The organism is Streptomyces sp. NPDC048436 (assembly GCF_043200355.1).
Taxonomy (GTDB): domain Bacteria; phylum Actinomycetota; class Actinomycetes; order Streptomycetales; family Streptomycetaceae; genus Streptomyces.
The window spans coordinates 851,151-868,072 of sequence record NZ_JBICXP010000001.1 but is presented as its reverse complement, the minus strand read 5'-3'; the positions used below and the strand labels follow the sequence as shown (position 1 = coordinate 868,072).

Genomic DNA, 16,922 nt, shown 5'->3' with positions numbered 1-16,922 from the left:
TCAGCGCAGGGTGACTTGGACCGGCAGCTGCTTGATGCCGTTCACGAAGTTCGACCGTACGCGCCGCACCTCTCCGGTGACCCGGATGTCCGCGAGCCGCGGCAGCAGTTCCTCGAACATGACGCGCATCTCCAGTCGGGCAAGGGAGTTGCCCAGGCAGAAGTGCGGGCTGCCTTTGCCGAAGGTGACGTGGTCGATGTTCTCGCGCGTCACGTCGAAGCGGTACGGGTCGGGGAAGACGTCCGCGTCACGGTTGCCCGAGGCGAACCACAGCACCACCTTGTCGCCGGCCCTGATGAGCTTGCCGCCCAGTTCGACGTCACGGGTCGCCGTGCGCCGGAAGTGGTAGACGGGCGATGCCCAGCGCAGGCACTCCTCGACGCCGCCCGGGATGAGCGAGGGATCGGCGGTGAGCTTGGCGCGTTCCTCGGGGTGGTCGATCAGCGCGAGCATGGAGTGCGAAATGGCGTGCCGTGTCGTCTCGTTGCCCGCGACGACGAGCAGCAGGAAGTAGTTGTCGAAGTCGGTGCCGGAGAGCGGGACGCCGTCCTTGGGCGAGTTGTTGACCAGCGCGCTCACCAGGTCCGTGCCGTCGCCGCCGCGCCGCTTCGCCGCCAACTCCCTTCCGTACGCGAAGACTTCGAGGGCGGCGGGGGAGCGGAAGGGCAGATCGCGGTACTGCTCGCTCTCCACGCTCTCAAGGAGTACATCGGCGTAATCAGGATCTGTGTTGCCGATGATGCGGTTGCCCCAGTCGATGAGCTGCTGGGTGTCCTCTTCGGGTACGTCGAGCATGCGGGCGAGGACATTGATGGGGAAGTCCGCCGAGACCTCCTTCACGAAGTCGAAGGCGCCCTTGGGGAGCGCCGCGTCGAGCGTGCGGGCGGTCAGTCCTCGCAGGAACGTCTCGTACGTCGCGACCGCGCGCGGGGTGAACTGCTTCTGCAGGATCAGCCGCATCGCCCGGTGCCGCATGCCGTCCGTCTCCAGGAGGGAGCGGCGCAGGGCGATCTGGTCCTCGTCGACCTCTTCGAGGTTGGTGAACCGCGTGGAGGTGAAGGTCTCCGGGTCGCGGTCCACGCGCACGATGTCCTCGTGCCGGGTGATGGCCCAGAAGCCGGAGTTGGGCGCGGGTTCGGGCTGCCAGTGGACGGGGTCCTCGCGGCGCAGCACGTCGAACATCCGCCAGGGGAGCGTGCCGTCGGTGAACTTGTCGTTGTCGGCGAGGTCGACGTCGGAGAGGGCGAGGGGGGTGGGCCCCGCGGTGACCGTACTGCGCACGGGCGTACTCCTTCGCTGGCTTGCGGGGGCACCTGACGGGTCAGATCTGGAAGGCGTACTCCATGAACTCCCAGTCGGTGACGTGCTGTTGGAAGCGTTCGATCTCGTTGCGCTTGTACGTGAGGAAGGCGTCGGTGAACCCGGTGCCGAGCAGCTCGGTGAGTGCTTCGTCGGCCTCCAGGGCGTCGAGGGCGGCGCCGAGCGTGCCGGGGAGGCGGGGTGCGGAGTCCTCCTGGTAGCCGTAGCCCTCCAGGGGCGGGGGCGGCTCCGCCTTGTCCCGTAAGCCGAGGAGGAGGGCGGCGACGGCTCCGGCGACGGCGAGGTAGGGGTTGGCGGACGCGTCGCCGAGCCGCAGCTCCAGGCGGGTCCCCGCGCCACGCTCGGGCGGTATCCGGAGCATGGCGCTGCGGTTGTCAAGGCCCCAGTCGATCAGCCAGGGGGCGAGGGTGTCGGGGCCGAAGCGTTTGTAGGAGTTGACGGTCGGGTTGAGCAGGGCGCTGAGCGCGGGTGCGTGCCGCAGGAGCCCGGCGATGGCGTGCCGGGCCGACGCGGAGAGCCCGTCGGGGGCTCCCGGATCCTCGAACACATGGCGTCCGGCGGAGTCGGTGAGCGAGATGTGCAGATGGAAGCCGGAGCCGCCGAGGGCGTTGAACGGCTTGGCCATGAAGGTCGCGAGCCGTCCCTCGCGGCGGGCCGTCTCCTTGACGGCGGCCTTGAAGCGGAAGGCGCGGTCGGCGGCGTCCAGGGCCTCGGAGTGGTCGAGGTTGATCTCGAACTGCCCGCCGTCGAATTCGTGGTTCCCCGCGATGACGCCGATACCGAGGTCCGCCAACAGCCGCAGGGTGCGCAGGAGATGGCCGTCCGGGTCACCGCGCCGCCCCGCGCTGTAGACGTTGCCGGTGGCGCCTCCGTAGAGGGCCCATCCGGAGGCGGCAGCGGGATCGGCCTCGCACAGGAAGTACTCCAGCTCGGGCCCGACGACGGGGGTGACCGGACCCCCGGCGTACGAGTTCGCCCCCTCAAGTACCCGCCGCAGCAGGGCGCGTGGCGACTCCGGGGTCGGCTCGCCCGTGGCGGGGTCGAAGGTGTCCCCGATGCACCAGGCGACGCCGGGCTCCCAGGGCAGGGCCTGGAGAGTGCTCAGATCGGGCCGTACGCAGACGTCGGGCAGCCCGGCTTCGAGCCCGCCGGCCACGGGGACGACGTCGCCCCGGGGGCTGGTGTGGTAGACGGCGCGACAGAAGGAGAGCCCGTGACCGCAGGCGCTGGGCAGCTGCCCGACGAGGATGTCCCGGCCGCGGTCTACGCCGATGAGGTCGGGGTAGATGACGCGGACGATGTCGGTGCCGTGGGCGCGGAGGGCTTCGACGGTCTCTTCGACTTGGGCGGCAGTGTTCCGCTGGGTTGCGCTCGCTTCGGTCACCCGTGGTCCAGCCTTTCTGCGGGGCGGAGCGGGGTCATCGTTTGAGACCAAACGATAGAAACCCCTGGGGGTGCGCGCAAGCCCCTCCGGGGGGGATTGAGGACCGGAGGGGACGTATCGGTATTTCCGCGGACTGTGACCTTCCTGGGCTGGGCGGCTCATACACTGACGAAAATGGAGGACCACGCGGTCACCGGGATCGGCGCACGTCCGGCGCCCACCTTGCGGGAGTACGTCAACTCGTATGTCGGCTTCGACCTCCGCGGGCTCCCGACGGGGGTGCACTGCGGCCCGCCGAGCCGCGCGCTCACTGCGGTGATCAGCCTGTCAGATCCTTTGGAGGTGGCGGCGGGCGTTGACGACGGGTCACCGGTCACCCGATTCGGCAGCGTGGCCGGCGGTCTGATGTGCCGGTCCGTCGCGATTCACCATGACGGACGCCAGCAAGGTGTTCAGATATCGTTGACACCGCTCGGGGCCCGGGCCATCTACGGCATGCCGTCCGCCGAGCTCGCCCACCGCCTTGTCCCACTCGACGAGCTTCTCGGAGCGCTTGCCGTCGAGCTGGTCGACCGGCTCCGATCGGCGACAACATGGGCGGCGCGGTTCACCGCGCTGGACGAATTGCTCCTCCGAGCTGTCGGCCGTGGCGCCTGCGGCGACCATGTGCGTCGGGTGCGCCCGGAGGTAGCCGAGGCATGGCGCCGCCTCGTCGCCGCGCGGGGTTGCGTCCAGGTCGGTGCAGTCGCCGCGGAACTCGGCTGGAGCCGTCGGTACCTCACCGAGCGGTTTCGCGGTGAGGTGGGCCTGTCGCCGAAGACCTTCGCCCGAGTCTTGCGCTTCGAGCACGCGCACGAACTGGCGGCGGCGCGGGACCCGCTCCCGTGGGGCGATGTGGCAACCGTCTCCGGCTATGCCGACCAGGCCCATCTCGTTCGGGACTGGCGCGAGTTCACGGGCCGATCGCCGACGGCCTGGCGTCGCAGCGAAGTCCTCCTCGGAGCCGGATAGCCGCCAACCGTCTGCCCTTCGTGTCGGCTTCTCTTCCCTTTTCTTCAAGACCGCCCGATCGCTGTCGTGGACGATCGTCGGCATGAGACTCCTCAACCACGAACGCAATGCCATGGACCTGCGGACCACCCCCGTGCACCTCGGACTGGGATCGAGAGCGAAACCCGTCGAGGGTTTCACCTGGGACCCGGAGGTGCTCCAGGCCTACAGCGCCGCGGTCGCGGCGGACGGCGCCGAGGGCCGGACGGTGATGATCTTCGACGGCGACGGGATCGGCGACCATTGGGAGAGCCACCCCGCAGGCGACGAACTGGTCGTTTGCCTCAGCGGGTCCGTGACGGTCACCCGCGACGTGGACGGGGTGCCCGACCACGTTCTGCTCGGGCCGGGCGAGGCCACCATCAACCCGGCCGGGGTATGGCACGTGGTCGACATGGAGGGGCCCACGTCCATCCTGGCCATCACTGCGACCCTCGGCACCGACCACCGTCCTCGGACCGACACCCGCCCGACCGAACATGTCGGCACGCCAAGCCCGGAGGAAGCGCCGTGACGACACGCATCGCGTGCCTCGGCGACAGCCTCACCCGCGCGCAGTTCAGCGTCGACTACCTGGATCTTCTCGGACGACGCCACCCTCCCGGCGACGTGCAGCTTGCCCGTTTCTGCGCCAACGGCGACTTCGCCTACAACCTCTTGCAGCGCCTCGATGCTGTCGTCACGAACCCACCCGATGTGATCACCGTGTTGATCGGGACCAACGACGCCCGAGCGAGCCTTGCCGGCTACCCCGTCGAGCAGGCCATGAAGCGCAAAAAGCTCCCCGATCGCCCGTCGGCCGGCTGGTTCCAACAGTGCCTGGGAGCCGTCGTCGCACGGCTGCGAGCGGAGACCGACGCGACGATCGGTCTGCTGTCGCCACCGGTACTCGGCCAACAACTCGACGGAGCAGCGGCACAGGCATCGCAGGCGTACAGCCGGATGATCGCCGAGGTCGCCGCCACCAACGACGTGGCCTACCTTCCGCTCCACGAACGCCAGATCGAGGAACTGTGCCAAGCGGACCCGCCGCCGATTTCATACCGGGAGGCGACGCCCACAGCGGCCGTCGGCGTCCTCGCCCAGCGCGCGGTGCTGCGCCGCAGCCTCGACACGATCTCGCGGCGGCGAGGTCTCGTGCTCACGACCGACCACATCCACCAGAACAGCCGCGGCGCCACCCTTATCGCTGAGGTCATCGACGCCGGTCTGCTGACCCGGAGCGCGTAGCGGGCAGCGGCTCGGTGCCGATCGGTTGTCTGGTCGAGGGCTTGGAGGACGCCGCTGGTCGGCCGGGGGACACGATGCGGATCGTGGGGTTGGGGAAGATCTCGCCGTTCTTCTTCGCGTGCCGGAACAGTGACCGCAGGGCGACGATCCGGCCTTCGCGCTGTTTGCCGGTGACAGCGTCCCGGACCGCGATGATGTCCTCCCGGGTGGTCAGCAGGGCGCAGAGGAACTCACGGGATGTCGCGCAATAGCGCTCCCGCCCCCAGAGGCCTATCGTACGGGCCCAAACGGAAGATGTGCCGGTGGCGAAGACCCGAAGGAGCCCCCCCCATGCCCGCAGCCCAAGGATTCTTCCCGCCCAAGACCGCGACAGGCCGCGCCTCCCTCATCCCCGCCCCTCCCTGGCACTACTCCGGCGACCTCCTCACCGTCGAGTACCGCACCGACCCCGCCCGAGTACGCGAACTCCTTCCCGAGCCCCTCGACTTGGCGGCGGACGACCCCGGCGCCGTTGCCCTCATCTGGGCCGACTGGCAGTCCTGCGGGGACTCCAAAGCCGAACTGCTCGACCCGGTACGCGCCCAGTACAAGGAGTGCTTCGCCGTCGTGCGCTGCGGCTACCGCGGCCGTACCTACTCCCGCTGCGTCTACATCTGGGTCGACAAGGACTTCGCCGTCGCCCGAGGCATCCACCAGGGCTACCCGAAGAAGCTCGGCTCGATCCACCTGACCCGCCCGCACCCCTTCGGCCCCGCGCCCCGCATCGAAGCGGGCGCCGCCTTCGGTGCCACCCTCGCCGCCGCCGACCGGCGCCTCGCCCAGGCCGTCGTGACCCTGCGCGAGCCCGCCGCGACGAACGGCTTCGTCAACGCCCACCCCATGGCCCACCACCGCCAACTCCCCTCCATAGACGGCAAAGGGCTGGCCCTGGACGAGCTCGTCGCGACCGGCGCCGCCTCCTTCGAGGGCGGTCAGGCCTGGTCGGGCGAGGCCGAACTCGACCTCTTCGACGCACCCACGGAGGAGCTTGCCGCCCTGAAGGTCCTGGAGCCGATCGGGGCGTACTACCGCCAGGTCGGCGTGGTGTGGGACGGCGGAACACTGCTGGAGAGGGGGCTATAGGGCGCTTCCGGGGCATCGGCCCGCGGGGTCGGCGGCCCGGGCCTACCGCCCCGAAGCCGACCCGATCCCCGCATACGTATCCGGCCGAGCCCTGCGCAACCACAGCCCCCACGCGACCCCCGCCGCCGCGGCGATGAGGATCAGGCACGGCAGGATCCACCGCAGCGGATTGTCGGCCGAAACCCCCAGCTGCACGCTGAAGTTGGTCAGCGCCAGCCAGAAGACGACGGCGAGCGCGACGCCGGAGAGGAGCGGGGCGATGAGCCGGTTCCAGAGGGGCTCGGCCAGATCGCGGCGGCGCGCGAAGTAGGCGATGACGGCGGCCGACGTGGTGAGCAGGAGCAGGATCACGCCGAGGGCGCCGAGGTTGGTCAGCCAGGTGAAGACGTCCATCACCGGATCGCGCCCCGCGAGCGCGAAGACGGCGATGACGGTGAAGGTGAGCGCGGTCTGGAGCAGCGAACCCCGGTGCGGCGACCCGTACCGCGGATGCGGCACGCCGAGCGCGCGCGGCAGCACACCCTCCCGGCCGAGCGAACGGACGTACCGGGCAACGGCGTTGTGGAAGGACAGCAGCGCCGCAAGGAGACTCGTGATGAGGAACAGCTGGGCGAAGTCGGAGAAGACCGGACCGAGGCCGCCGCTGCGGTCGCTGAGGAAGAACAGCATCTCGGGCCCCTGCTCTCCCGCGACCCTCGTGGCCTGAGCGGTACCGGCCCCGCTGATCATCGCCCACGCCGTGACCGCGTAGAAGACACCGATGAGCCCGACGGCGATGTACGTCGCACGCGCCACCGTGCGGCGCGGATCACGGCACTCCTCGCTGTAGAGCGCCGCCGACTCGAAGCCCATGTACGCGGCGAACACGCAGCACAGCGCGACCCCGAGCGAGCCGTCCGTGGCGGCGCCCCAGGTGAGCGGCGTGGTGGAGACGCCGTGCGGGGCGTCGGCGAACTGCCCGATGTCGAAGACGAGTACGGTGCCGAATTCGAGCAACAGGAGCACGGCGAGGACCTTCACGCCCAGGTCGACGCGGAGATATCCGAGCATCCCCACGACGGCCGTGCACGCGAACACGAGCGCCCACCAGGGGATGCCGACGCCGGTCTTGGAGTCGATGAACTGCGCGGTCGTCGAGCCGAAGAGCCCCGCGATGCCGATCTGCATCGCGTTGTACGCGAGCAGTGCGACGAACGCCGCACCGACGCCCGCGGTGCGGCCGAGCCCCTGCGCCGTGTACGCGTAGAACGCTCCGGCGCCGGTGATCCGCCGGCTCATCGCCGCGTACCCGGCGCTGAAGAGCGCGAGGACGACGCCGATGAGGAGGTAGAGGAGGGGGATGCCGAGGATGCCGGTGACGCCGAGGGACTGCGGTATGCCACCGGCGGCCACGGTGAGCGGGGCCGATGCCGCGACGACGAAGAAGACGATGCCGGTGACGCCGATGCGGCGCTCCGGTGCGAGGGCGGTGGCGAGGGGTGGCGCGGGCGTGGGCGCGCCGTGATGGTCGATGGCCATACCGGGCCTCCGGGGAGGGGAGCGCGTTATCGTTTGAGCCCGTACGAATTCGAATGGCGCTGATGGTACGGACGCGTGTGCACCCCGGCAAGAGGTGTTGGGAGACTGTGGCCGCCGGCCGGAACCACAGCAGGCGCGCGAGGCACAGGCGCGAGGCACAGGCGCGCGAGGCGCGGGAACGAGGAGACACGGACGTGACGGGCTACCGCTCCATCCGCGAGACCGAGAAGGCGGTCAGGGCCAAACTCGGCGGCACCCCCGTCGAGTACGAGCAGATGGCCGCCGTATCGAACATCTACCGGGCGGCGTCGGCCGTACGGCAGCACTTCGAGAACTCCGTGCTGCGCGGGGCCGAGCTGACGTGGACGTCGTTCGTGGTCCTTTACGTGGTCTGGATCTGGGGAGAGATGGAGACGCGGTACGTCGCCGAGGAGGCCGGCATCTCCAAGGGGACGCTGACCGGGGTCGCCCGGACGCTGGCCGGGCGTGGCCTGATCGAGCGGCGGGGTCACCCGGACGACGGGCGGCTCGCGCTGCTCCGGCTCACGGCGGAGGGGGAGCGGCTGATGGAGAAGGTGTTCCCCGCGTTCAACGCCGAGGAGGCCTTCGTCGCCGACGGACTGACCGACCAGGAGTGCCGGACGCTGGCGGATCTCCTCCGGAAGATCGTGGTGCAGACGGAGGAGAAGGGCGAGGAGCGGCGCCTTGAGCTGCTTGACGGGGCTGATCCCACGCCTCGCCGGAGCGGCAGGCGGGCCAAGGGGTAACTTCCCGCCCCCGGCCTTGCGTCAATGGTGCCCCCGGGCCTTGCGTACCGCCATCACCGGCTCCGCCGAGTTCGTCCTCAAGCGCCGGACGGGCTGAAACCGCGCGCGGTCGCGGTGTGGGTGCCTCCCGCACCGGTGGTCGTTTGAGCCCAAGCAGTAGCCGAACGTCGCGCCCACATCGAGGGGTTGACCCACCCGGCCGCCCGCTCATAATGTTGTTTGGGGTCAAACGAAATGGACTGGAGGAAGTCATGGCTCCCCCCACCCCCGCGCCCCCGACCAACCCCCCGCACACGGCGGTCGTCGCCACCGTCCCCGTCGACACCCGGCACTGGATCGGCGGCAGGCGCGTCGCGTCCGTGGCCACCTTCACCGACCGCTCGCCCCTCGACGGAGCCCCGCTCGCCGAGATCGCCCGCGGTGGCGCCGAAGAGGCCCGGACCGCCGTGGCCGCCGCCCGCGATGCCTTTCCCGGCTGGGCCGCCACCCCGCCCGCCGAGCGCGCCCGGCTGCTGCACGCCGTCGCCGACGGGGTCGAGGCGCGCGTCGAGGACCTCGCGATCGTCGAGACCATGGACAACGGCGCCCTCCTGCGCTCCCACCGCCGCGGTGTCATGCCCCGCGTCGCCCACAACCTCCGCTACTTCGCCGACCGGCTCCTCGCCCTCTCCCACGACGACTTCGACACCAGGGGTCACAGGAACCACGTGAGCTGGGACCCGGCGGGCCCCGCCGTCCTCATCACACCGTGGAACGCCCCGCTGATGCTGGCGAGTTGGAAGATCGGGCCCGCGCTCGCCGCCGGGAGCACCGTCGTCCTCAAGCCCGCCGAGTGGACCCCGCTGACGGCCTCGCTCTTCGCGGACATCGCGCACGAGGCGGGCCTGCCGGGCGGGGTGTTCAACGTGGTGCAGGGGTACGGGGCGGAGGCCGGGACGCCGCTCGCCGCCGATCCGGACGTGCGGCGGATCAGCTTCACCGGGTCGGTGCCCACCGCGCGGCGGATCGCCACGGCTGCGGCCGGGAATTTGGTGCCGTGCAGCTTCGAACTGGGCGGGAAGTCCCCGCTGCTCGTCTTCGCCGACGCCGACCTGGAGCTGGCCGCGGACCTCGCCGTCGAGCAGTACGACAACGCGGGGCAGGTCTGTCTGGCCGCCACCCGCATCCTGGTCGAGGAATCCGCACGCGAAATCTTCCTCGGTCACTTTCTTGACCGGGTAACGAAGTTAACCCAGGGAGATCCCCGCGACGAGGCCACCGACATCGGCCCCAACATCCACCCCCGGCACATCGAGCGCGTCGACGGGTTCGTGCGCCGGGCCCTGGACGCGGGAGCCAAGGCGGTCGTCGGCGGCGGACGCAACACGGAACTGGCGGAACTGGCGGAACTGACGGAACTGGGCGGGAACTACTACCTCCCCACCCTCCTCACCGACGTTCAGCAGGACTCCGAGATCGTCCAGGAAGAGGTCTTCGGGCCCGTCCTCACCCTCCAGACCTTCCCCGAGGGCGACGAGGACGAAGCCGTACGCCTGGCCAACGGCACCCGCTTCGGCCTCGCCGCCACCCTCGCCACCGGCGACCGCGAACGCGCCCGCCGGATCGGCGCACGGCTCGTCGCCGGCACGGTCTGGGTCAACTGCTTCTTCGTACGCGACCTCTCGGCGCCCTTCGGCGGCTCCCGCGCGTCGGGCATCGGGCGCGAGGGCGGCGACTGGTCCTTCGACTTCTACTGCGACCTGAAGAACACGGTGACCGCGCCGAAGGGGTGGGCCCGCCATGGGTGAGATCGTCGGGGCGGGGCTCCTCGCCCACGTGCCCACCATCGTGCTGCCCGAGGAGACCCGCAAGGAACTCAACGAAGGCCGCGAGATCAGCCTCGTCACCGGGCTGCGGCGGCTGCGCGATGAGGTCTTCGAGACGCTCGACCACGACACCGTCGTCGTCCTCGACTCGCACTGGGCGACCACGGTCGAATTCGTCGTTGCCGCGCACGGGCGCCGCGCCGGGCTCTTCACCTCCGAGGAGCTGCCGCGCGGCATGTGCAGGATGCCGTACGACTACCCCGGAGACCCCGAACTCGCCCACTCCATAGCCGAGTTCGCCGGTCGGCACGGTACATGGATCACCCCGATCGACGACCCGTACCTGCCGGTCCACTACGCCACGATCAACCTCTGGAAGTACCTGGGCGAAGGGCTGGGTGGAGGCCTCCCGGAGAAGAAGTGGGTCTCGATCGGGGTCTGCCAGACCGGCGACACCGAGGACCATCTGCGGCTCGGCCGCGCACTCGCCGACGGTATCGCCGCGCTGCCCGACCGCAAGGTCCTCCTCCTCGCGTCCGGCGCGCTCTCGCACACCTTCTGGCCGCTGCGGCAGCTGCGCGACCACGAGTCGAGCGAACCCTCCCACATCCGTACGCCGCAGGCGCGGGCCGCCGACGAGCGGCGCATCGCGTGGCTGGAGCGCGGTGAGCACGCCGAAGTCCTGCGCACGATGCCGGAGTTCCTCACCCACAAGCCCGAGGCGCGCTTCGGCCACTACCTGATGATGATCGGTGCTCTCGGAGAAGAGCAGTGCTCCGCGCCGGGCCGCGCCTACAGCGACTACGAGAACTCGGTGGGCACCGGCCAGACGCACCTGTGGTTCGACCGCCCGGCAACCGGCTGGACCGGCACCGACAAGCAGAGCGAGGTCTCCCGCGTATGACACGTACGCCCACCGTCGAATACCGCCGCATCCTCCTCGAAGGCGCCGCGGTCCAGGTCGTACGGGAGGGGGACGAGCTCGTCGCCGCCGACGGCCGCCGCCTGAAGGCCACGGAGGCGCACCACCTCCCGCCCGTACGCCCCTCCAAGGTGATCGCCGTCCACCTCAACCACCGCAGCAGAGTGGCGGAGTTCGGCGTCAGCCTGCCGACCGCGCCCACCTTCTTCCACAAGCCGGTCTCGGCGCTCAACGCCCACGGCGGCGCGGTGGTGCGCCCCGAAGGCTGCAAATACCTCAACTACGAGGGCGAGATCGGCATCGTCATCGGCCGGACCTGCCGCAACATCGCCCCCGCGGACGCGGTGGCGTACATCGCGGGCTACACCGTCGCCAATGACTACGGCCTGCACGACTTCCGCGACACCGACGCCGGTTCGATGCTCCGGGTCAAGGGTTCGGACACGCTCTGCCCGCTGGGTCCCGGCCTAGTGACGGGCTGGGACTTCCACTCCAAATACCTGCGCACGTACGTCAACGGCGAGCTGGTGCAGGACGGTTCGACAGACGAGATGCGGTGGGACATGCACTATCTCGTCGCGGACATCGCCCGCACGATCACGCTGGAGCCGGGCGACGTGCTCCTGTCCGGTACGCCCGCCAACTCCCGCCCCGTCGAGCCCGGGGACGTCGTCGAGGTCGAGGCCGAGGGCCTGGGCCGCCTCACGAACCACATCGTCACCGGACCCACGGCCATCCGCACCGACGTCGGCGCACAGCCCACCGAGTCCGAGGAGGTCGTCTCGACGGCTTTCGGAGGCGACTGGGAGTTCCGCGGAGTACGAGCCCCGCGCCGCTGATTCGCGGACTTGGGAAGGGAGTTCAGATGCCACTCAAAGTCACCGTCGACACGGACGTCTGCCAGGACCACGGGCAGTGCGTCTTCGCCGCTCCGGACGTCTTCACGCTCGACGAGGACGGTCACCTGACGTACGTCGACGCGCCCGACGAGGCGTTGCGCGCCGACGCGGAGGACGCCGCCGACGTCTGCCCGCTGCAGGCCATCCGGGTCGAGGGCTGACCCGCCGTGACCTCGGCGGGAATCGCCGTCGTCGGCGCGTCGCTTGGCGGCCTGCGGGCAGCGGAACAGCTGCGGGCGGCAGGGTGGCAGGGCCCGATCACCATGTACGGGGACGAGCCCCACCTCCCCTACAACCGCCCCCCGCTGTCCAAGGAGGTCCTCGCGGGCGAGGCCCCCACGACGGCGACGGAGCTGCGCCGCCGCCCGAGCGTCGCGGACGTCGAGTGGCGGCTCGGCCTGGCGGTGGAGTCCGCCGACCTGACGGCGCGGACGCTGACGCTGGCTGACGGCACGGTGTGCGGGTACGAGGGTTTGGTCGCCGCGACGGGGGTGAGGCCGCGCAGGCTGCCGCTGTCCTCGCCGGCCGGGGGCCCGCGACGGCACGTGGTACGCACCTTGGAGGACTCGGAGGCGCTGCGGGCTGAACTGGGTGACGGCGTAAGGGTGCTGGTGATCGGCTCCGGCTTCATCGGATGCGAAGTGGCGGCGACGGCGCGCAAGGCGGGCTGTGCGGTGACGGTGGTCGCACCGGAGGCCGAGCCGATGATGCTCGCGCTGGGGGAGGAGCTGGGCCGGGTGCTGCGGAGACGGCATGAGGCGCGGGGGGTGCGGTTCCGTATGGGCCGCCTGGTCTCCCACCTGCACGCTGAGGGCGCCGTGTTGGACGACGGCAGCGAGTGCGGGGCCGACGTCGTGGTGGAGGCCGTCGGCTCGGTGCCGAACGTGGAGTGGCTGAGGGCGAGCGAGGGCGTGGCCGACCTGACGGACGGCGTCCTCTGCGACGAGCACTTGCGGATCGGGGGGCTTCCGTACGCGGTGGCGGTGGGGGATGTGGCGCGCTTCCCGAACCCTCGGTACGGGGAGGTCGCGCGGCGGGTCGAGCACTGGTCGATGGCGTCGGAGTGCGCGCGGCACGGGGCGCGGGTGCTGGTGGCGGGGCTGGCAGGCGGCGACCACGGACTGCCGCCGTTCGACCCGCTGCCGTCCTTCTGGAGCGATCAATTCACGCTGCGGGTGCAGTCGTTCGGGATGCCGGGGGTGGGGGAGAGGGCGGAGCTGCTGGAGGGGGACGCCGATGCCGATGCCGGTTCGGCCGAGGGGGATGTGCTGTACGGCTATTACGCGGGGGAGCGGATGGTGGGGGTGGTCGCGCTCGGTGGGGCCAGGGCGGTGGCTCTGGCGGGGCGGTATCGGGGGGAGCTGGTGGGGGTCCCCGCGGGGCCTTGGATATAGCCCGTCCGGCGTCCGGCGTTTGAGGACGAGCTCGGCGCAGCCCGCGATTGACGGCTAACCCCCCACCGCACTGAGCAGGGCCAACGGCGCCGCCGCCGACCGGGACTCCCGTACGCACGCATGCGGATACGGCACCGGCTCCGGATGCGACTCCCGCCCGTACCCCGCGAGGACCTCCGGCAACCGGTCACCCCCCGTGGACGCCGCAGCCACAAGGCCCCGCGCCACCGCCCTCGCCTCGTCGTGGAGGCCGTAGCGCGCGAGGCCGAGGGCGATGAGCGCGTTGTCGTGCGGCCACACCGAACCCCGGTGGTAGGACAGCGGGTGGTACGCGGGCTGCTCCGCGGCCAGGGTGCGCACTCCCCAGCCCGAGAAGAAGTCCGGCTCCAGGAGGCGCCGGCCCACCGCCTCCCCGTACTCCTTGTCCAGGAGACCGGACCACAGCAGGTGACCGGCGTCGGAGGCCAGCGCGTCGACCTGGTGGCCGTCGCCGTCGAGTGCGAGCGCGCAGAACCCCTTCGACGGCATCCAGAAGTCCCGCTGGAAGCGGTCCCGCAGGTCGGCCGCGGCCTGCGTCAGGAGGTCCGCATACACCGTGTCGTCCCAGACCGTACGCGCGAGCCAGGCCGTGCGGCCCAACGCGTCGTACGCGTACCCCTGCGCGCCCGCCGCCATCACGGGCCCCGTGGCGGGGCTGCCGTCGGCGGAGCAGATCGCGCCGGGGGAGTCCTTCCAGTTCTGGTTGGCGAGGCCGCCCTCGTCCGCGCGGTAGACGAGGTAGCCGCGCGAGGTGAGCCCGCCGTGGTCGAGGATCCAGCCGACGGCGGCCCGCGCGTGCGGCTCAAGGCGGCGCGCGAGGGTCGTGTCGCCGGTCAGCTCCGTGTACGCGCCGAGCAGGACGAGGAAGAGCGGGGTCGCGTCGACCGAGCCGTAGTAGCGCCCGAACGGCACCTGCCCGAAGTGCGCGAGTTCCCCGTGCCGCACCTCGTGCACGATCTTGCCTGGCTGGGCGACCGCCCCCTCGGTGGCCTCCGTCGCCTGTGTCGCGGCGAGCGCGGGGAGCGTCGCGGCGGCCAGGCGCGGCAGATAGGGCAGGGCGAAGAGCGAGGTCAGGAGGGCGTCGCGGCCCAGGAGCGTCAGGAACCAGGGGACGCCCGCCGCGGGGACGCTGAGCGCCTCGCCGCCCGGCCCTGATGCGGGTACCTGGAGTATGGCCAGGTCGGCGAGGCCCCGCTCGCAGGCCGCCGTCAGCTCCGGCCAGCCGCCCGGGATCACGACTCCGGACGTGAACTCGGCCAGCGCGGACGCCTGTTGGGCCGCGGCCTCCGCCGGGCCCGCGGGCACCCGCGGTTCCGGCGCCCCGTACGGATGTGCCGCGACACGCAGTGCCACCTCCGCCGTGTCGTGCGCGTCGAGGTCGAGGGACCAGACGAGTCGCCGCGCACCGGTGCCGGTCTCCTCGACCGCGTCCGGCGGGGGGCTGGCCGTCACGGTCGTACGGGAGCGCCACTCACGGCGCCGGTAGGCGAACTCGACGCCCCGCGGCTCTTCGTCCTCGCCGCTGATGACCTTCCGCGACCTGACCGCGCCGGTCTTGGAGTACGTACGGTGGTCGGCCCGCAGCTCGAACTGGTCGGCGAAGTCGGCGTCCACGGTCAGGGCGAGGCGCACGGCTGTCGGCACCGCGCGGTTGCACGTGACGCGCAGCGACTCCACGAACGTGCCGTCCGTCACCGCCTGTTCGCGGAAGAGCGTGCAGGACGGGGGCTCCAGCCGGCCGCCGCGCGGAACGAGCACGCACCGGGCGACACCGGCGTCCGCGTCGGCGTCCGACACCGGCGCGAGGACCTCCGGGACGGCCCCGTCGACCGTCAGTTGCCAGCGGCTCAGATGCCGGGCGTCCCGAACGAAGAGACCGTCCGGTGCCGCACCGCCCACGCGCACCCCGCTGATGTCCCCACCCGCGCCCAGCGCCGCGAACGTACCGCCTCGCACCAGTAGTTGCCGCCGATCAGTCATCCCTGAACCCCTCCCTGATCGTCCAACAGCAGATCAAGCGTGAGCGCCGCGCTCCAGCCGAAGCCGCGCGCACCGCAGCCCCGCCCCGTGTGCGGATCCACGTACTCCGCGAAGCCGGACTCCCCGGCCACTTCGAGCAGCGAACGCCGCAGTCCGTCGGCCCGCGCGAGCTCGCCGTGCAGCCGGAGCCCGCGTTCGAGCAGCCAGTTGGTGTTGAACCACGCGGGCCCGCGCCAGTACCGCCGTGCGTCGAAGGCGCTCCCGGTGAGGTCGTAGCTGGGCGCGAGGCGGGCCGGGCCGCCGAGTCCGAAGTGCGGTCCGTACGCCGTCCGTACGAGCGCGGCGGCGATGGGGCGCGGCAGCGCGGGCAGGATCAGCGGGATCAGGCCGCCGACGCCCCGCTCCGGGACCAGCTGCCCGGAGCGACCGGAGTCCCCGGAGTGCCCGGAGTCCCCTGCGCGCAGGTCGCGGCAGAAGAACATGCCGTCCACCGGGTCCCAGAGCCGCTCGACCAGGACGCCGGTCAGGGTCCGTGCCCGTGCGCGGCGCCCGGCCGACGCCCCGGGCATCCCCAACTCGGCCTCGATCAGCGCCAATGCGTACTCGGAGGCGATCAGGAGCGCGTTGAACGCGGGGTCCTCGACGGCGAACCCGCCCGCGCCGCTCACCCCGCCCGCCCCGTCCCCGTACCCGCGATCGCGGTAGTCCGCGGCGAGCCGCACATACCTGCCGTAGTCGAGGTCGGTCGGCCGGTCCTCCGGCGCCCCGTGGGCCAGGTCCGCGCGGCGGTACGCGGACGGGTCCGCCGGGGTGATCCTGTTCAACGGGGCGTCCCAGCAAGGGCTGTTGTCCATGCCCTGCTCCCAGGGGTGGACCACGCAGGCAAGCCCCGCGCCGCCCGCGTTCCTGCGGTGCAGCAGGTAGCGGTGCCAGGCGGCGAGCCGCGGATGTGCGCGGGCCAGGAAGGAGCGGGCCCGGGAGAGGCCGGGGTCGGCGCGGTGCACCAGCCAGACGGCGAGCGCGTGGACCGGCGGCTGCACGATGCCGGAGGTCTGCACGGCACAGGGTGCCCCGGCCGCGCGGCCCGCGGTGGTGGAGCGCCAGAAGTCGGGGCTGGGAAAGTAGGCGTCCAGGGGGACGGCCGGGTTGAACACGATGTGCGGGACACGGCCGTCGCCCCACTGGGCGGAGAGCAGCGTTTCCAGCTCCAACTGTGCCCGTAGGGGCGAGAGATGGCGCAGGCCGATCGCGATGAACGCGGAGTCCCAGGACCATTGGTGGGGGTAGAGCTGCCGGGAGGGGACGGTCGATGTCCCCATCCAGTTGGCCCAGAGCACCTCGGCGGCCCGCGTGCGCAGCGACGGCGCGGCACGGCGGGGGGCGGCGGCGGTCAGCTGGGCGGTGCGGCCCACGTTCGTGCGGTCCACGCGGATCTCCCCAAGGGGCCCGCGGGTTGTGACCCCTTGGACGCCCTGTCAGTTTGGTGTTATCC

At 71.3% G+C, this 16,922-nt stretch carries 15 protein-coding genes; 10 read left to right on the top strand and 5 right to left on the bottom strand.

All coding sequences use genetic code 11. The annotated features are described in order from the left end of the window. Positions 1 to 1,281: a cytochrome P450 gene (locus ACGFX9_RS03985; RefSeq protein WP_393464152.1), complete on the bottom strand. Its 1,281-nt coding sequence runs from the start codon at positions 1,279 to 1,281 to the stop codon at positions 1 to 3. Positions 1,282 to 1,321: 40 nt separating this feature from the next. After that, positions 1,322 to 2,704, bottom strand: coding sequence for a glutamine synthetase family protein (locus ACGFX9_RS03980; RefSeq protein ID WP_393464149.1), 1,383 nt, complete (start codon positions 2,702 to 2,704; stop codon positions 1,322 to 1,324). A 174-nt stretch (positions 2,705 to 2,878) separates the two neighbouring features. Between ACGFX9_RS03980 and ACGFX9_RS03975 the strand changes: the two genes are divergently transcribed. The 4 genes from ACGFX9_RS03975 to ACGFX9_RS03960 all read left to right on the top strand — a co-directional run bounded on the left by ACGFX9_RS03975 (position 2,879) and on the right by ACGFX9_RS03960 (position 6,106). Continuing rightward, positions 2,879 to 3,715, top strand: a complete 837-nt coding sequence (locus ACGFX9_RS03975; RefSeq protein ID WP_393464146.1) for a helix-turn-helix domain-containing protein — start codon at positions 2,879 to 2,881, stop codon at positions 3,713 to 3,715. An 82-nt stretch (positions 3,716 to 3,797) separates the two neighbouring features. Next, positions 3,798 to 4,268 carry a cupin domain-containing protein gene (locus ACGFX9_RS03970; protein ID WP_393464144.1) on the top strand — a complete coding sequence of 157 codons (471 nt, stop codon included), beginning with the start codon at positions 3,798 to 3,800 and terminating at the stop codon, positions 4,266 to 4,268. After that, positions 4,265 to 4,984, top strand: coding sequence for an SGNH/GDSL hydrolase family protein (locus ACGFX9_RS03965; protein ID WP_393464141.1), 720 nt, complete (start codon positions 4,265 to 4,267; stop codon positions 4,982 to 4,984). Before ACGFX9_RS03970 ends, ACGFX9_RS03965 begins: the two co-directional genes overlap by 4 nt. 330 nt (positions 4,985 to 5,314) lie before the next feature. Further along, positions 5,315 to 6,106, top strand: a complete 792-nt coding sequence (locus ACGFX9_RS03960; protein ID WP_393464138.1) for an acetoacetate decarboxylase family protein — start codon at positions 5,315 to 5,317, stop codon at positions 6,104 to 6,106. 42 nt (positions 6,107 to 6,148) lie between these two features. On the opposite strand, the gene ACGFX9_RS03955 is transcribed toward ACGFX9_RS03960, so the two are convergent. Then, positions 6,149 to 7,624 carry an APC family permease gene (locus tag ACGFX9_RS03955; protein ID WP_393464136.1) on the bottom strand — a complete coding sequence of 492 codons (1,476 nt, stop codon included), beginning with the start codon at positions 7,622 to 7,624 and terminating at the stop codon, positions 6,149 to 6,151. A gap of 194 nt (positions 7,625 to 7,818) precedes the next feature. Here ACGFX9_RS03955 and ACGFX9_RS03950 point away from each other — a divergent pair, with 194 nt between their 5' ends. The 6 genes from ACGFX9_RS03950 (at position 7,819) to ACGFX9_RS03925 (ending at position 13,411) form a co-directional block, all read left to right on the top strand. Next, positions 7,819 to 8,391: a MarR family winged helix-turn-helix transcriptional regulator gene (locus tag ACGFX9_RS03950; protein ID WP_393464133.1), complete on the top strand. Its 573-nt coding sequence runs from the start codon at positions 7,819 to 7,821 to the stop codon at positions 8,389 to 8,391. A 251-nt stretch (positions 8,392 to 8,642) separates the two neighbouring features. Then, positions 8,643 to 10,178, top strand: coding sequence for an aldehyde dehydrogenase (locus ACGFX9_RS03945; protein ID WP_393464131.1), 1,536 nt, complete (start codon positions 8,643 to 8,645; stop codon positions 10,176 to 10,178). Then, positions 10,171 to 11,100, top strand: a complete 930-nt coding sequence (locus tag ACGFX9_RS03940; protein WP_393464128.1) for a 3,4-dihydroxyphenylacetate 2,3-dioxygenase — start codon at positions 10,171 to 10,173, stop codon at positions 11,098 to 11,100. The genes ACGFX9_RS03945 and ACGFX9_RS03940 overlap by 8 nt, the downstream gene beginning before the upstream one ends. Next, positions 11,097 to 11,957 carry a fumarylacetoacetate hydrolase family protein gene (locus tag ACGFX9_RS03935; RefSeq protein WP_393464125.1) on the top strand — a complete coding sequence of 287 codons (861 nt, stop codon included), beginning with the start codon at positions 11,097 to 11,099 and terminating at the stop codon, positions 11,955 to 11,957. Before ACGFX9_RS03940 ends, ACGFX9_RS03935 begins: the two co-directional genes overlap by 4 nt. 26 nt (positions 11,958 to 11,983) lie before the next feature. Continuing rightward, complete coding sequence (locus tag ACGFX9_RS03930) at positions 11,984 to 12,178, top strand: ferredoxin (protein ID WP_393464122.1); 195 nt, start codon at positions 11,984 to 11,986, stop codon at positions 12,176 to 12,178. 6 nt (positions 12,179 to 12,184) lie between these two features. Continuing rightward, positions 12,185 to 13,411, top strand: a complete 1,227-nt coding sequence (locus tag ACGFX9_RS03925; RefSeq protein ID WP_393464120.1) for an NAD(P)/FAD-dependent oxidoreductase — start codon at positions 12,185 to 12,187, stop codon at positions 13,409 to 13,411. Between the two features lie 54 nt (positions 13,412 to 13,465). On the opposite strand, the gene ACGFX9_RS03920 is transcribed toward ACGFX9_RS03925, so the two are convergent. Both ACGFX9_RS03920 and ACGFX9_RS03915 read right to left on the bottom strand, forming a co-directional pair. Then, a complete protein-coding gene (locus tag ACGFX9_RS03920) occupies positions 13,466 to 15,430 on the bottom strand; it encodes a glycogen debranching N-terminal domain-containing protein (protein ID WP_393464116.1) in 1,965 nt (654 codons plus the stop codon). Continuing rightward, on the bottom strand, positions 15,427 to 16,842 hold the full coding sequence (locus ACGFX9_RS03915; protein WP_393465613.1) for a hypothetical protein: 1,416 nt from the start codon (positions 16,840 to 16,842) through the stop codon (positions 15,427 to 15,429). The genes ACGFX9_RS03920 and ACGFX9_RS03915 overlap by 4 nt, the downstream gene beginning before the upstream one ends. Between the last annotated feature and the right edge of the window lie 80 nt (positions 16,843 to 16,922).

Bases quoted from the DNA above. Each gene is read 5' to 3' on its own strand.
- ACGFX9_RS03975 (WP_393464146.1), top strand. From the start codon at position 2,879: ATGGAGGACCACGCGGTCACCGGGATCGGCGCACGTCCGGCGCCCACC.
- ACGFX9_RS03970 (WP_393464144.1), top strand. From the start codon at position 3,798: ATGAGACTCCTCAACCACGAACGCAATGCCATGGACCTGCGGACCACC.
- ACGFX9_RS03960 (WP_393464138.1), top strand. From the start codon at position 5,315: ATGCCCGCAGCCCAAGGATTCTTCCCGCCCAAGACCGCGACAGGCCGC.
- ACGFX9_RS03955 (WP_393464136.1), bottom strand. From the start codon at position 7,624: ATGGCCATCGACCATCACGGCGCGCCCACGCCCGCGCCACCCCTCGCC.
- ACGFX9_RS03945 (WP_393464131.1), top strand. From the start codon at position 8,643: ATGGCTCCCCCCACCCCCGCGCCCCCGACCAACCCCCCGCACACGGCG.
- ACGFX9_RS03940 (WP_393464128.1), top strand. From the start codon at position 10,171: ATGGGTGAGATCGTCGGGGCGGGGCTCCTCGCCCACGTGCCCACCATC.
- ACGFX9_RS03935 (WP_393464125.1), top strand. From the start codon at position 11,097: ATGACACGTACGCCCACCGTCGAATACCGCCGCATCCTCCTCGAAGGC.
- ACGFX9_RS03930 (WP_393464122.1), top strand. From the start codon at position 11,984: ATGCCACTCAAAGTCACCGTCGACACGGACGTCTGCCAGGACCACGGG.
- ACGFX9_RS03920 (WP_393464116.1), bottom strand. From the start codon at position 15,430: ATGACTGATCGGCGGCAACTACTGGTGCGAGGCGGTACGTTCGCGGCG.